Origin of the sequence: Achromobacter sp. UBA2119 (assembly GCF_002331005.1) — a bacterium.
Classification (GTDB): domain Bacteria; phylum Pseudomonadota; class Gammaproteobacteria; order Burkholderiales; family Burkholderiaceae_B; genus Achromobacter; species Achromobacter animicus.
The window spans coordinates 666,671-681,946 of sequence record NZ_DCYD01000015.1 but is presented as its reverse complement, the minus strand read 5'-3'; the positions used below and the strand labels follow the sequence as shown (position 1 = coordinate 681,946).

Sequence of the window (15,276 nt, the reverse complement as noted above, 5' to 3'; positions counted from 1 at the left end):
ACCACCATGCCCCAGCAAGATTCCCGCCTTGGCGGTCACATTCTGGTCGACCAACTGGTCGCCCATGGCGTCAAACATGTCTTTTGTGTCCCCGGCGAAAGCTATCTGGCGGTGCTGGACGGCCTGCACGACGCCGACATCAAGGTCACGGTGTGCCGTCAGGAAGGCGGCGCGGCCATGATGGCCGACGCGCACGGCAAACTGACCGGCGAGCCCGGCATCTGCATGGTGACGCGCGGTCCGGGCGCCTCCAATGCGCTGGCCGGCGTGCACATTTCCAAGCAGGACTCGTCGCCGATGATCCTGTTCGTGGGCCAGATCGAGCGCGGCATGCGCGAGCGCGAAGCCTTCCAGGAAATGGACTACCGCGCCGTATTTGGCACGCAGGCCAAGTGGGTGACCGAGATCGATCAGGTCGAACGCATTCCCGAACTGATCTCGCGCGCGTTCCACATCGCCACGTCCGGCCGCCCCGGCCCGGTGGTGATCGCGCTGCCGGAAGACATGCTGGTCGAGGCCGCCAAGGTGGCCGACGCGCCGCGATACGAAGTGATTGAATCCGCCCCCACCGCCGGCCAGCTGGCCGACCTGGAAAAACTGCTGGCCGATGCGAAGAACCCGGTCGCCATTCTGGGCGGCACGCGCTGGGACGCGCGCGCCGTGCAGGAATTTGCCGACTTCGCACAACGCCATGCGCTGCCGACCGCCGTGTCGTTCCGCCGCCAGATGCTGTTCCCGGCCGATCATCCGTGCTTCATCGGCGACGTGGGCCTGGGCATCAATCCCGCCCTGCTCAAGCGCGTGGCCGACGCCGACCTGATCCTGCTGGTGGGCGGCCGCATGTCGGAAAACCCCAGCCAGGCGTACACGCTGCTGGATATTCCGGTGCCCAAGCAAAAGCTGGTGCACGTGCATCCCGATGCCGCCGAGCTGGGCCGGGTGTACCGCCCTACCCTGGCCATCAACACATCGCCGTCCGCCTTTGCCGCGTCGCTGGCGGACCTGAAGGCGCCCGCCACTCCGGTCTGGGCCGACGGCACCAAGGCCATGCGCGAGTCGTACCTGAAATGGAGCGACCCCGAAACCGTCACCACGCCCGGCGCGCTGCAGTTGGGCCAAGTGATGGCGTACCTGGAAAAGACGTTGCCGGCCGATGCCATCATGACCAACGGCGCGGGCAACTACGCCACCTGGCTGCATCGCTTCCACCGCTTCACGCGCTTTGGCACTCAACTGGCCCCCACGTCCGGATCCATGGGCTACGGCCTGCCGGCGGCCGTGGGCGCCAAGCGCGTCTGGCCCGACAAGACCGTCGTGTGCTTTGCGGGCGACGGCTGCTTCCTGATGCATGGCCAGGAATTCGCCACGGCGGTGCAGTATGACCTGCCCATCGTCGTGATCCTGGTGGACAACGGGATGTACGGCACGATCCGTATGCACCAGGAAAAGCACTACCCGGGCCGCATTTCCGCGACCGAGCTCAAGAACCCCGATTTCGCCGACTACGCGCGCGCCTTTGGCGGCCACGGCGAACGCGTGGAAACCACCGAACAGTTCGGTCCGGCCTTTGAACGGGCATTGGCCAGCGGCAAGCCCGCGATCCTGCACTGCTTCATCGACCCGGAAACCATCAGCCCGTCCACGACCCTCGAGAAAATCCGCGAGGCGGCGCTGAAGGCCCAACACTGAACCCTGCACGGGCGGAATAGCCGGCAACCCCACCGGCGGCGCGCCGTGGCGCACCGCCGTGCAAACCCCAACTTGCCGCCCGAATTATTTTAAGTTTAAACTTTCCAGATTCCGATCACGGAAATCCATAGCGGAGACCCAGCATGTCCTCGAACCCCTCATTCCACTGGCAAGATCCTCTGTTGCTGGACCAGCAACTGACCGACGAAGAGCGTATGGTGCGCGATGCCGCCTACGCCTACTCGCAGGACAAGCTGGCTCCCCGCGTGCTCAACGCCTTCCGCAACGAGAAGACCGATCCCGAGATCTTCTCCGAAATGGGTGAACTGGGCCTCCTGGGCGCCACGATCCCCGTCGAGTACGGCGGCGCCGGCCTGAACTACGTCAGCTACGGCCTGATCGCCCGTGAAGTCGAACGCGTCGACTCCGGCTACCGCTCGATGATGAGCGTGCAGTCTTCGCTGGTAATGGTGCCGATCAACGAATTCGGCTCCGAAGAACAAAAGAAGAAGTACCTGCCCAAGCTGGCGCGCGGTGAATGGATCGGCTGCTTCGGCCTGACCGAACCCAACCACGGCTCCGACCCCAACGGCATGGAAACCCGCGCCGTCAAAACGGCCGACGGCTACAAGGTCAGCGGCAACAAGATGTGGATCACCAACTCGCCCATCGCGGACGTGTTCGTGGTGTGGGCCAAGTGCGTCGGCGGCGACTTCGACGGCAAGATCCGCGGCTTCATCCTTGAAAAGGGCATGAAGGGCCTGTCGGCCCCCACCATCCACGGCAAGGTCGGCCTGCGCGCGTCGATCACCGGCGAAATCGTCATGGACGAAGTGGAAGTGTCCGCCGACCAGATGATGCCCGGCGTGTCCGGCCTGAAGGGTCCGTTCACCTGCCTGAACTCCGCCCGCTACGGCATCGCCTGGGGCGCTGTCGGCGCCGCCGAGGCCTGCTGGCACACTGCCCGCCAGTACACCCTGGACCGCAAGCAGTTCGGCCGCCCCCTGGCCGCCAACCAGCTCATCCAGAAGAAGCTGGCTGACATGCAAACCGAAATCACGCTGGCCCTGCAAGGCTGCCTGCGCCTGGGCCGCATGAAGGACGAAGGCACCGCCGCCGTCGAGATCACCTCGATCATGAAGCGCAACTCGTGCGGCAAGGCGCTGGACATCGCCCGCCTGGCGCGCGACATGCTCGGCGGCAACGGCATCTCCGACGAGTTCGGCGTCGCCCGCCACCTGGTGAACCTGGAAGTGGTCAACACCTACGAAGGCACCCACGACGTGCACGCCCTGATCCTGGGCCGTGCGCAGACGGGCATCCAGGCGTTTTATTGATCGCCTGCCTGGTGTAGAGAACAAAGCCGCCTGCTGGGCGGGCTGACCCCCGAAAGTTGGACGAAATCCAGCTTCCGGGGGTTTTTTCATATCGAAGTACGGCCAGCGCTTCAAGCCGAGCGCAGCTAGCTCACTGAGTTGCAGGAACTCGAAGCGCGTCGGTCCGATAGGAGGCCGACCTCACGCGCTTCGCGCACTTTCCAAATTCTTCTGATTTTCGGCCGCTAGACGAAGTGTTGTTCTACGAGCACCGCCAATCTGCAAGGATGAAATATGCCAGGCCGCCCGATTGTTCGCGTAGGCGACACGACCACGCATGGGGGCACCGTGCTGGAGGGATTCTCTTTCTACAACGTCCTCGGTCGTGCCGCTGCTGGAATGGGGCATATGGTGTCCTGCCCGCGCTGCGCGGGCGTCTTTCCCATTGCCGAGGGTGTAACTACTTTCGCCATCGCCGATAGCTTTGTCGCAGTCGACGGCATGAAAACGGCCTGCGGCGCTGCGCTGATCGCGAGTCAAACTTCTGCGGTTGTGAGCGTCGGTCCGGGTGGCATTGCCAGAGCATCGATCGACGGCCGTGCATTTACGAAAAGCTCGCTGACAGATCAGGCTTTGCCTGAACAGAGACTTTCCAAAGAAGGCAAACGTGCCGACTGTGATCACCCAGACACGGCAATTGCGCTGGCCGAGTACATCGTCCGCGAGATGAAGACCAATCCATTTTCCATTCGTGGCCGGCAAATCCATGACGCCAACCATTACGACATCAGGGCGTACTACCAAGAACTGGAAAGCGCACCGTGGTATCTGAGGCTGTCAGCGCGGAAAACCTACATAGAGAGGAAAGCCGAACAGCAGCTTTCCGCGTACATGCTGTTTGCTGACATCATCGGCCCGAGTCGCCCCTGGGACCACAAGTCTACTTTGCGGCGCATGCTGGGACCCCGCCTCAATAAAGGTTGGCAGAGGTACGGCAATTTTGATTACTACTACGACTTCTGGTCCAACATCCATTATGGATATGTGGGCGTTGCACTCGGTTTTAATACTGCCGAACTCATCAATTCGGCGGGCATCGCGCAGGCGCTTTTGGATACCTATACAGCCTTGATGGAGTCGCGATGGCCGACCATGCAAAACCATCCTGAAAACGGACCCTGGCCTGCCAGTGCCGACGATGTTCCAGATCATATTTCGATCAAGCTGGGCTGCAATCTTTATGGCCAGACCAAACCCCACGAGCTAACGACTGCGACTCTCCTGCAAGTCGTTGAGGCGGTGCCGTTACCTTGGGGAAATGATGAGCATCACGCCAAAGAAATCCACAACTGCGATCGCAAAGGAACGTAATGCGTTGTTTACTCAGATTCTTCGGAAGCATCGTCGGATTTCTGGCTGTGCTTTGGAGTTGCATAGCGTTGTGGGGCACGTTCTCGCCGATCGTGCTGTTGCATTATTCCGAGCGGGCGACAGACCGGATCGGCGTTTTTTTCAACGACAACGACAACACCGCGAAATTCGGTATGAGCCCGGGCGAGACGTCAGTCCACCACACCGCAATGTTCCCGAAGCCCGATATGTGGCTGCTGCTGACATTTCCCAGCCAGAGCACTGACTCGCTGGAAATCACCAAGCCGTTCAAGCGAATCGACGTCTGCATCGGGCCGGGCGCAAGAATCGAGCGAACAGTGATTCGCCATGGTTTTCTTGATCGCTTTACCGAGCCGAGCCCCCCTTGCGAGCAGGCGGACAAGCGCTGAGTCGCGCATTGCATTCCATGAGGTCAGCGCCGCCCCTTGACTACGCCGAAGCCAGATCCAGCACACTCACAGGTTCTGACAACCCGCTTTGTCCGAATGCAATAAGCCATACGCCCGATCCCGCCTCGCCTGCGCATTGCCGTAAGCCCGACTAGGCGTACGCCTGTATACCTCTTACGCTTCACGGGTCCCTTTCCGAGGAGTCGCGCATGCAAGGCATCACCTCCCTGCGCCTGGCGGCAGTCATCGCCATGGCTTTCGTTGCCCACGGCGCTCAGGCCGCCACGACGCTCACCATGACCACCGAGTACCCGGCCACCTCCATGCCGGGTCAAGGCGTGTCCACGTTTGCCGAGCTGGTGCGCGCCAAGTCGGCGGGCAACGTCATCATCGACACGAGTTTCGACGCGGCCAAGGGCATCAAGTCCGGCGACATGATTGACGCGGTTCAAACGCGCAAGGTGGATGCGGGCGACGCCTTCGCCGGCGCGCTGGCCACGAAGTATCCGCTGTTCGGCGTGTCGTCCCTGCCCTTCCTGGCGGACTCGCTGTCCAAGGCGCGCAACCTCAACAAGGCCGCCCGTCCGGCGTACGAGAAGCTGCTGGCTGCGCATGGCCAGAAGCTGCTCTACACCACGCCGTGGCCGGCGTCGGGCATCTGGTCCAAGCAGAAGGTGGACAGCGTGGCGGCGCTGAAGCGCCTGACCATCCGCACCTATGACGCCACGTCGCAGGACGTCATGCAGCGCGCCGGCGCGCGCGCGGAGAACATCTCGTTTGCGGACGCCATGCCGCGCATCGCGTCGGGGGAGGTCAATGCGGTGCTGTCCTCCGGCGACGGTGGCGCGGGCCGCAAGTTGTGGGAGTATTTGCCCCACTTCGCCGAAATCAACTACGCCATGCCGATCTCGGTGGCGACGATGAATCTGAAGGCGTACGAGGCGCTGGATGCGCGGTCGCGCAAGGCGATTGACCAGGCGGCCGCGCAGACCGAGACCGAGCAGTGGAAACGCATCGAAGGCCGCCTGCAGCAGAACTACGCGAACATGCGCAAGAACGGCGTGGCCATCAACACCGCTGTGCCGCCCGCGGTGCGCAAGGCGTTGCAGGACGCATCCAAGGAATCGATCAACGCCTGGAAAGCGGCGGCCGGCCCGGAAGGGGCCGCCATTCTCAAGCAGGCGAGCAAACGGTAGACGAAAGCCGCGCCTAGTTGTTGCCGGACAGGTCGAACAGGCTGGTCGCGTCCATTTCCAGCACGCTTTCGTCGTGCTGGTTCACGACCGTCCACGCCCAGTTGATGATGCCCAGGTCCGGGCGCGAGGACGAGTGGCGCGCGCCTTGCACGCGCGCGTGCAGGTGCAGGGTGTCGCCAGGGCGGACCGGCGTGCGCCAGCGGACTTCGCCCAGGCCGGGCGAACCGAATGATTCGGAATCATGCAGGGCGGCGTCGACCGCCATGCGCATGGCCAGCGCGCAGGTGTGCCAGCCGCTGGCAATGAGGCCGCCCCACCGGCCTTCCGCGGCGCGCTGCGGATCAGTGTGAAACCACTGGGGATCGAATTGGCGGGCAAACGCCAGGATCTCCGCTTCCGTCACGGTGACCGGCCCGCCTTTGATCACCATGCCGTCCTTGAATTCCGCGAACTTCATGTTGTTTTTCCCCGTGCAAACGAAACGGCGCGCCCAGGCGCGCCGTTCGTCACGCAACTGTTGTTGTGGTCAGTAAGTCTCGAAGTGCAGCCGGCCTTCACGGCGCAGCGCTTCATGCAGGATAGACCAATCCTCGCCCGACTGCACCACCACTTCGCGCAACGCGTCCAGCACGCCGACCTCCATGCCCTTCAGGCCGCAGACGTAGATGCAGGTGTTGCGGTCCGCCAGCAAACCACGGACCTGCGCGGCGCGCTCGCGGATCAGATCCTGCACGTAGCGCTTGGGCTGGCCGGGTTCGCGCGAGAGCGCCAGGTTGATGTCGATGAAATCACGCGGCAGCTTCATCAACGGCCCGAAGTACGGCAGCTCGCGTTCGGTGCGCGCGCCGAAGAAAAGCATGAGCTTGCCGATGTCCGCCGTGCCGATCAGGCGGCGGCTGCGCTCCGTCATGGCGCGCATCGGCGCAGAACCCGTGCCCGTGCAGATCATGATGAGGTTGGCCTTCGGATGATTCGGCATCAGGAAGGTGTGGCCGAACGGGCCAATCACCTGCACCGTGTCGTTTTTCGCCAGGTCGCACAGGTAGTTTGAGCAAACGCCGTGCGCGGCCTCTCCGCCGTGATCCTGCGTGACGCGCTTTACCGTCAGCGACAGGTTGTTGTAGCCCGCGCGTTCGCCATCGCGCGGGCTGGCCAGCGAATACTGGCGCGCGTGATGCGGCCGGCCCATCGCGTCCACGCCCGGCGGCAGGATGCCGATCGACTGCCCTTCCAGCACCGGAAACGGCTGCTCGCCGAAGTCCAGCACGATGTGGTGGATGTCGCTTTCCGTGTCGGCGCCGGTGACGCGGTAGTTGCCCACCACCGTCGCGGTAATCGGCGTCTTGTGCGTGTAGAGATTCACATAGGGGTGCGCGGCGGACCACGGGGGGACGGCCGCGCCGGGCGTCACAAGCATCGCGGGCGGCGCTGCCGGTTCGGCCTGCGGGTCCGCGGCGGCCTGCTGCGCGGCATCGTCCGCACCGGCAGCATCCAGCGGCAAGGACTTTTCCTGCGGCAGCTCTTCCCAGCCAAACTGGTCCTGCACGGAATAAGCTTCGGCGCGCACCACCAGCCGCCAGTTGTCGATCGAACCCGTCGGGCACGGCGGCACGCAGGCCATGCAGCCGTTGCAGATCTCCGGATCCACCACGTAGTTGTTCGAATCGTGCGTGATCGCATCGACCGGACAGGTCTCTTCGCAGGTATTGCAGCGGATGCAGATCTCGGGATCGATCAGATGCTGCTTCAGGACTTCCACCGGTAATGGGGCGTTCATCGCCGTCCTCCCAAACGCGCGGGCACGGGGCCCGCGCGGCCATCAGTTGAAACGCACGTACTCGAAATTCACCGGCTGGCGGTTGACGCCCATGACGGGCGGCGCGATCCAGTTGGCGAATTTGCCCGGTTCCGTGACCCGGCCCATCAGCGACGCAACGAACGCGCGATCTTCCGGTGTGGGCAGCCACTTGTGCTGGTTGGCCTGCCATTGCGATTCGGACACGATCTCGCCTTCGGGCGACATGCGGATGCCGGCCAGCGTGCCGATCTGGCGGTTGAACGCCTTGTGCGGCACCTGCAGGCGAAAGGCCAGGCCGCTCTTTTCGATGACCTTGTTCCAGCGGCCAATGCCGGCGACCGAGTCGCGGATGAAGTCATCGCGCAGCACTTCGTTCAGCGCGTTCAGCATCGGCACCTCGATCTCCGTCAGCTTGCCGTTGCTGACGTTCAGCACGCGGTACGTGTCGTTCTTGAGCTGATGGTCGTCGTTGCGCTTGGTCTCTTCGTAGCGGCCCTTCAGGCCCGATCCGTAGAAGATGGCGGCGTTGGACGACTGGTCCGCACCGAAGAGGTCAATGGTGACGCTGTAGTGGAAGTTCAGGTAGCGCTGGATGGTGGGCAGGTCGATCACGCCGGCCGCGCGCACGGCTTGCGGATCGTCGGTCTTCAGTTCCTTCATCACTTCGCAGGTGCGCTGGATGACGCGCGAGATGCCGGACTCGCCGACGAACATGTGGTGCGCTTCCTCGGTCAGCATGAACTTGGTCGTGCGGGCCAGCGGATCGAAGCTGGATTCGGCCAGCGCGCACAACTGGAACTTGCCGTCGCGGTCGGTGAAGTACGTGAACATGTAGAACGCCAGCCAGTCGGGCGTCTTCTCGTTGAAGGCGCCCAGGATGCGCGGGTTGTCGGAATCGCCCGAGCTGCGCTGCAGCAGCGCATCGGCTTCCTCGCGTCCGTCGCGTCCAAAGTAACGGTGCAGCAGGTACACCATCGCCCACAGATGCCGCCCTTCTTCGACGTTGATCTGGAACAGGTTGCGCAGGTCGTACTGCGACGGCGCGGTCAGGCCCAGATGGCGCTGCTGCTCGATCGACGCCGGTTCCGTGTCGCCCTGCGTGACGATGATGCGGCGCAGGTTGGCGCGGTGTTCGCCCGGCACGTCCTGCCACACGTCGCGGCCGATGTTCTCGCCGAAATGGATCTTGCGCTGGCCGTCCTGCGGCGCCAGGAAGATGCCCCAGCGATAATCCGGCATGCGCACATGGTTGAAGTGCGCCCAGCCGTCGGGCTCGACGCTGACCGCCGTGCGCAGATAGACGTCGAAACCATGCGAGCCATCAGGCCCCATGTCCTGCCACCATTGCAGGTAATTGGGCTGCCAGTGCTCCAGCGCACGCTGCAACGCACGGTCGCCGGACAGGTTGACGTTGTTGGGAATCTTGTCGGTGTAGTTGATGCCGGACATGTCTCTCTCCTGATTCTTGGAATGGGGCGCCAGCCGCGCGGCGCTTGGGTCTCGGGACCAACGGGCCGGCGCGCATGACGCCTGGCCGGCAGTTGGCCGAACGCTTGCCGCCTAGACGCGGTTCCAGTCGAATGCCGCCTGCTCGCCCTTGCCGTACAGCTTGAGCGCACCCTTGTCGCCCGCCGCGTTGGGGCGGTTGAAGATCCAGTTCTGCCAGGCGGTCAACCGGCCGAAGATGCGGGTTTCCATGGTTTCCTGCCCGCCGAAACGCAAGTTGGCTTCCAGGCCGGTCAACGCATCGGGCGACAGCGCGCGGCGCTCTTCCAGCGCCAGCCGCACTTCGTCGTCCCAGTCGATGCTGTCGGGCGCGTAGGTGATGAGGCCCAGCTCCAGCGCGGCGGATGCCGGCAGGCTGCGGCCGGCCTGCGCGCGCACCGCTTCCAGCGGCTGCGTCTCGCCGTAAAAGCGCCGTTGCAAGCGGCTCTGGCCGTTAACCATGGGGTACGCGCCAAAATTGCGCTCACCCACCACGATCTGCGGCGGCGGGGCGTCGATGGCTTCGTCGTCCTCAACGTCCAGCATGTAGCTGCGGTCCGCGGCCAACACCAGTTCCAGCAGCGTGCCCGCAAAGCAGGAACCCGGTTCGATCAGCGCGAACAGGCTGCGCGACGTCACGTCCAGCCGCGCCAGCGTGCGGCGCAGCATGCCGGCAGTCTCGCGCACGAACCAGTGGTCGGCGTGCCGTTCCAGCGCCGCGTCGGCCGCAAGCACCGCCTCGGCGTCGCCCTCGGTCTTCAGGATCCAGGTGCCGATGTCCAGCTCGTTGGTGCGCATCGACAGGATGGCGTCATCCAGTTCGCGCGCCATCTGCAGCGGCCACCAGGCGGCGCCCGCGGCAACGATGTCCTGCAATTCCGTTTCGACGCGGCCTTGCGGCGCGCGAACCGTCCACGTCGCCTGACGCTTTTCGCGGTCAAGTTGCACGTCGACGTAGCGATAGGACAGGCTGGTCTCGGTCTCGGTGCGTTGCAGCGGCGTCAGCGACACGCCCTGCTCGCCGGCCGGGCGGTGGCTGTCTTGCGCCAGCGCCAGGGCGCGGGCGCGGACTTCTTCCTCGAAGCGGGCTGGCTTGACCACGTCGTCCACCAGCCGCCAGTCTTTGGCGCGTTGCCCGCGCACGCCCTCGACCAGCGTGCAGAAGATGTCGGCATGATCGTGCCGCACGCGGCGCTTGTCCGTGACGCGGGTCAGGCCGCCCGTGCCGGGCAGCACGCCCAGCAGCGGCACTTCGGGCAGGGCCACGGACGACGAACGGTCGTCGATCAGCAGGATTTCGTCGCAGGCCAGCGCCAGTTCGTACCCGCCGCCCGCGCACGCGCCGTTCAGCGCGGCAATGAACTTCAAGCCGCCGTGGCGGCTGGAGTCTTCAATGCCGTTACGGGTTTCGTTGGTGAACTTGCAGAAGTTCACCTTCCAGGCGTGGGTGGACAAGCCCAACATGAAGATGTTGGCGCCGGAACAGAAGATCCGGTCCTTCATGCTGGTGACGACCACGCTGCGCACTTCGGGGTGTTCGAAACGAATGCGCTGCAGGGCGTCATGCAGTTCGATGTCGACGCCCAGGTCGTACGAATTGAGCTTGAGCTTGTAGCCGGGGCGCAGGCCGCCGTCTTCGGCGACATCCATGGCCAGTGTCGCGACCGCACCGTCGAAGGCCAGGCGCCAATGCCGGTACTGGGCGGGATCGGTTCGAAAGTCGACCCGGCTGATGGGGCTGCTCATAGTGTGTCTCCTCATACGCCCTGTGCTCGGACAGGAAAAATACTGCACCACATGAATTATTATGCAGATTAGTGCAGGCGTTTTGGAGCGTCAAGCGGAATATGCAGAAAAGTGCAGGTCCCGAAGGACTGGAGGCGGAAAGCAAAAAGCCGCCCTCGAAGGGGCGGCCTTATCGCACATCAACCGGGCGAGCGGGCGGTGCAGCGCTATAGCGGCAGCCCGCAAGCCTTGCGCACCTGCGTACGCAGACCGGCAAAGCTTTCGGGCACTTCCAGATTGCTGGTCACCCAGGTCAGATCGGCCTTGGCATAGAACGCTTCGCGTCCGGCCAGGATGCGCTTCAAGTCAGCCATCGCTTCGATGTTGCCCGACATCGGGCGGAAGTCGCCCTGCGCCATGACGCGGCTCATGTGCTCTTCGGGCGTGGCGCGCAGCCAGACCGTATAGCAATGCGTCAGCAGCAGGTTCAAGGTTGCAGGTTCGGACACCAGACCGCCAGGCGTCGCCAGCACCATTTCCGGGTAGATCTGCACGGCCTCTTCCAGCGCGCGCCGTTCGTAGCGGCGATAGGCGTTGGGACCGTAGAGGTTGTGGATCTCCAGGATGCCGCAACCGGCCACCCGCTCGATCTCGCGGTTCAGTTCCACGAAGGGGTAGCCAAGATCGTCGGCCAGCATCTGGCCCAGCGTCGACTTGCCGGCACCGCGCAGGCCGATGAGCGCCACGCGCTGCGTACGGTTTGGGCGCTGGGCTCCGGCGCCCACGCCAAACAATTGCGTCAGCGCCTCGCGCGCACGCTGCAGATCGGATTCGGTGCGCCCGCTGAGCAACTCCCGGATCAGCAGCCAATCGGGCGATTCCGTGGTCACGTCGCCGACCAGTTCGGCCAGCGCGCAATTGAAGGCGCGCGCAATCTGCAGCAGCACCAGGATCGACGCATTGCCGACGCCGTGCTCCAGATTGGCCAGGTGGCGTTCGGACACGCCGGTCGCCTGGGACAGCCCCTTGCGCGTCATGCCGCGGATGGCGCGCAGGCGGCGCACGCGCTCGCCCAGGGCGATCAGAAAGGGCTCGCGCCGGGGTTCGATGGGCGCCGTGTCTAGCGCTTGATTCATGGTTCGACTGACTCCGCAAAAACCCTGATTACCGCTCTTTTATGCACTATAGTGCTTGACCCACATCAACGGAAGCACTATTTTTCCATCCAACGAGTCCACAGCCGATCCGGTGCAAAAAAACAGCAGTCCAACAGGACTGCCGAGCGCCGACAGTGTAAAGGAGCCGCCTGGTGAGTACGCCTGACCAATTCCATGCCCTGATGCGCGACGTGACGCGTCTGACGGCCGGCCAGCCGCTGGATGCAGCGCTGCAGGCCCGGCTCAATGACGCGGCCGGTCCGGACAGCGCGCTGTTCCAGGACATCTTTGCCACCTGTACGCAGGGCGTGGCCGACGGCTGGATGTGCAACCGCGAAGGCGGCGGCATCAAGTACGGCCGGGTCATCAAGCCCGCCGATGACCTGGGCGGCTGCTCGGTGGACGTCGTCGACATGAACGATCTTGCCGGCCCGCACCACGCGCATCCCAATGGCGAGATCGACATGATCATGCCGCTGACCGAAGACGCCCGCTTTGATGGCCACGGGGCCGGCTGGCTGGTCTATGGCCCGGGGTCAGCGCACCGCCCCACCGTGACGCAGGGCCGCGCCCTGGTGCTGTATCTGCTGCCCGGCGGGGCCATCGAATTCACGCGCCCCGGCTGACAGCCGGTCCGGACACCCGCCCTGCCGCCAACAACAACCACAGGCACGGCGTCCGCCCACCAGGACATCAGGAGACAACCGTGAACACCTGCCCCGCCGAACTGAATTTTGCCAGTCACCTTGCCGCGCTGAACGCGCCGCGCGCCGCCAAGCTGGCCTACATCGACGACACCCGCCAGCTCACGTACGGAGATCTGGCCGAGCGCGTGGCCCGCATGGCCGGTGCACTGCGCAATCTGGGCCTGCGCCGCGAGGAACGCATCCTGTTGCTGATGCAGGACACGGCCGACTGGCCGGTGGTGTTTCTGGGCGCGCTGCACGCCGGCGTGGTGCCGGTGGCCGTGAACACGCTGCTCACCGCCGACGACTACGCCTACATCATTGCGCACAGCCGCGTTCGGGCCGTGTTCGTGTCGGGCGCATTGCTGCCGGTGCTGCAATCGGCGCTGGCCCAGGCCCCGGCGGATATCGAACACCTGGTCGTTTCGCAGCCGGGCGCAAACCTGCCGGACGGCGCCCACGAATTCGAATCCCTGCTGGCGGCCGCCCCGCTCGCGCCCGCCGCGCGGACGCTGTCCGACGAGATTGCGTTCTGGCTGTACTCGTCCGGGTCCACGGGCAAGCCCAAGGGCGTGGTGCACACGCACGGCAATCTCTGGCACACGGCCGAACTCTATGCCAAGCCCGTGCTCGGCATCCGCGAAGACGACGTGGTGTTCTCGGCTGCGAAGCTGTTCTTCGCGTACGGCCTGGGCAATGGCCTGACGTTTCCGCTGTCGGTGGGCGCCACCGTCGTGCTGATGGCCGAGCGCCCCACGCCGCAGGCCGTGTTCCAGCGTCTGGTCCGGCACCGCCCCACGGTGTTCTATGGCGTGCCGACGCTGTACGCCAGCATGCTGGCCTCGCCAGACCTGCCCGCCCGCGAGCAGGTGGCCATGCGCGTCTGCACATCCGCGGGCGAAGCCCTGCCGCGCGACATCGGCGAGCGCTTCACGCGCCATTTCGGTTGTGAAATCCTGGACGGCATCGGCTCGACCGAGATGCTGCACATCTTCATTTCGAACCGCGCGGGCCAGTTGCGCTACGGCACCACGGGCAAGCCCGTGCCCGGCTACGAGGTGCAATTGCGCGACGACAATGGCGCGCCGGTCGCGCCGGGCGCCATCGGCGATCTCTACATCAAGGGCCCGAGCGCCGCGCTGATGTACTGGAACAACCGCGACAAGACGCGCCAGTGCTTTCTGGGCGACTGGCTGAAAAGCGGCGACAAGTACGTGTGCGATCCAGACGGCTACTACACCTATGCCGGCCGCAGCGACGACATGATCAAGGTCAGCGGCCAGTACGTGTCGCCGGTGGAGGTCGAGAACATCCTGATCCAGCACGAGGCGGTGCTGGAAGCCGCAGTGATCGGCGTGCCGGATCACGACGGCCTGGTCAAGACGAAGGCCTACGTGGTGCTGCGCGCCGGCTTCGAACCTGACGCGCAGACGGGCGCCGCCTTGCAGCACTATGTGAAGCAACATCTGGCGCCGTTCAAGTACCCGCGCCAGATCGATTTCCTGGAAGAACTGCCCAAGACCGCCACCGGCAAGATCCAGCGGTTCCGCTTGCGCGCGCTGGAAGAGGCCGCGCTATGACCACCGCCACCGGGGCTGCCCCGGTCTTTGCCACCCTCCACGCGCGCGGCCGCGACATGCGGCTGGAATGCGCGTGGATCGCGCCGGAACGCGCCGATGCGCCGCTTATCGTGTTCCTGCACGAGGGGCTGGGATCGGTGTCGATGTGGAAGGATTTTCCGCAACGCGTCTGCGAGGCGGCCGGCTGCCGCGGCCTGGTGTATTCGCGCTACGGCTATGGCCAGTCCACCGCGCGCCCGCTGCGCGAAGCCTGGCCCGTAGACTTCATGCATCGCGAGGCGCACGAGGTGCTGCCCGCCCTGCTTGAAGTTTTTGGCGTGAACGCGCACCACGACAAGCCCGTGTTGTTCGGCCATAGCGACGGCGGCTCGATCGCATTGCTGTACGCCGCGCGGTATCCGGATAAGGTCGCCGGCGTGGTCGCGGCCGCGCCCCACATCTTTGTCGAGGACATCTCGGTGGCCAGCATCGCGCAGGCGCGGCAGGCCTATCTGGAATCGGACCTGCGTGCGCGGCTGGGGCGTCATCACCAGGACGTGGACTCGGCATTCTGGGGCTGGAACGACATCTGGCTGAAGCCCGAATTCCGTGCATGGAACATCGAAGACGACTTGAACCGTATCACCTGTCCCGTGCTGGCCATTCAGGGCATGGACGACGAATACGGCACGCTGGAGCAGGTGCGCGGCATCCGCCGGCGCGCGCCGCAGACCGAATTGCTGGAGATACCGGCGTGCGGGCATTCGCCGCACCGGGATCAACCCGCGACCGTTGTCCAGGCCGTCGCACGCTTTGTGGGCGCGCTGGAGAAACCCGGTTGACCCAGGCCGCGCGATCGGCCCGGCGTTAGCCCATAACAAGCA

At 64.6% G+C, this 15,276-nt stretch carries 13 protein-coding genes; 8 read left to right on the top strand and 5 right to left on the bottom strand.

Going from position 1 to position 15,276, the window contains the following annotated elements:
* Positions 1–6 precede the first annotated feature (6 nt).
* From B3098_RS17610 to B3098_RS17590, 5 genes are all read left to right on the top strand, one after another.
* The gene (locus B3098_RS17610; protein WP_175125898.1) at positions 7–1,689 is read left to right on the top strand and encodes a thiamine pyrophosphate-binding protein; all 1,683 of its coding nucleotides are present in this window, start codon (positions 7–9) and stop codon (positions 1,687–1,689) included.
* Between the two features lie 143 nt (positions 1,690–1,832).
* Positions 1,833–3,026, top strand: a complete 1,194-nt coding sequence (locus tag B3098_RS17605; RefSeq protein ID WP_286898059.1) for an acyl-CoA dehydrogenase — start codon at positions 1,833–1,835, stop codon at positions 3,024–3,026.
* A gap of 273 nt (positions 3,027–3,299) precedes the next feature.
* The gene (locus tag B3098_RS17600) at positions 3,300–4,376 is read left to right on the top strand and encodes a PAAR domain-containing protein (protein WP_286898057.1); all 1,077 of its coding nucleotides are present in this window, start codon (positions 3,300–3,302) and stop codon (positions 4,374–4,376) included.
* Positions 4,376–4,786: a hypothetical protein gene (locus tag B3098_RS17595; protein WP_286898055.1), complete on the top strand. Its 411-nt coding sequence runs from the start codon at positions 4,376–4,378 to the stop codon at positions 4,784–4,786. Before B3098_RS17600 ends, B3098_RS17595 begins: the two co-directional genes overlap by 1 nt.
* A gap of 209 nt (positions 4,787–4,995) precedes the next feature.
* Positions 4,996–5,982, top strand: coding sequence for a TRAP transporter substrate-binding protein (locus tag B3098_RS17590; protein WP_286898054.1), 987 nt, complete (start codon positions 4,996–4,998; stop codon positions 5,980–5,982).
* A gap of 13 nt (positions 5,983–5,995) precedes the next feature.
* Here the strand turns inward: B3098_RS17590 and B3098_RS17585 are convergent, their stop codons facing one another.
* From B3098_RS17585 to B3098_RS17565, 5 genes are all read right to left on the bottom strand, one after another.
* On the bottom strand, positions 5,996–6,439 hold the full coding sequence (locus tag B3098_RS17585) for a MaoC family dehydratase (RefSeq protein WP_175125896.1): 444 nt from the start codon (positions 6,437–6,439) through the stop codon (positions 5,996–5,998).
* A 69-nt stretch (positions 6,440–6,508) separates the two neighbouring features.
* A complete protein-coding gene (gene boxA / locus B3098_RS17580; RefSeq protein ID WP_279972366.1) occupies positions 6,509–7,759 on the bottom strand; it encodes a benzoyl-CoA 2,3-epoxidase subunit BoxA in 1,251 nt (416 codons plus the stop codon).
* A gap of 42 nt (positions 7,760–7,801) precedes the next feature.
* Positions 7,802–9,229, bottom strand: a complete 1,428-nt coding sequence (gene boxB / locus B3098_RS17575; RefSeq protein WP_279972364.1) for a benzoyl-CoA 2,3-epoxidase subunit BoxB — start codon at positions 9,227–9,229, stop codon at positions 7,802–7,804.
* A gap of 111 nt (positions 9,230–9,340) precedes the next feature.
* A complete protein-coding gene (gene boxC, locus B3098_RS17570; RefSeq protein ID WP_286898050.1) occupies positions 9,341–11,011 on the bottom strand; it encodes a 2,3-epoxybenzoyl-CoA dihydrolase in 1,671 nt (556 codons plus the stop codon).
* Between the two features lie 206 nt (positions 11,012–11,217).
* On the bottom strand, positions 11,218–12,126 hold the full coding sequence (locus B3098_RS17565; RefSeq protein WP_286898048.1) for a helix-turn-helix transcriptional regulator: 909 nt from the start codon (positions 12,124–12,126) through the stop codon (positions 11,218–11,220).
* A 173-nt stretch (positions 12,127–12,299) separates the two neighbouring features.
* Here B3098_RS17565 and B3098_RS17560 point away from each other — a divergent pair, with 173 nt between their 5' ends.
* From B3098_RS17560 to B3098_RS17550, 3 genes are all read left to right on the top strand, one after another.
* Entirely contained in the window at positions 12,300–12,773 is a 474-nt protein-coding gene (locus tag B3098_RS17560; RefSeq protein ID WP_286898047.1) for a DUF4863 family protein, read from the top strand.
* An 80-nt stretch (positions 12,774–12,853) separates the two neighbouring features.
* On the top strand, positions 12,854–14,413 hold the full coding sequence (locus B3098_RS17555) for a benzoate-CoA ligase family protein (protein ID WP_286898045.1): 1,560 nt from the start codon (positions 12,854–12,856) through the stop codon (positions 14,411–14,413).
* The gene (locus B3098_RS17550) at positions 14,410–15,234 is read left to right on the top strand and encodes an alpha/beta fold hydrolase (RefSeq protein WP_286898044.1); all 825 of its coding nucleotides are present in this window, start codon (positions 14,410–14,412) and stop codon (positions 15,232–15,234) included. Before B3098_RS17555 ends, B3098_RS17550 begins: the two co-directional genes overlap by 4 nt.
* Positions 15,235–15,276: the final 42 nt, after the last annotated feature.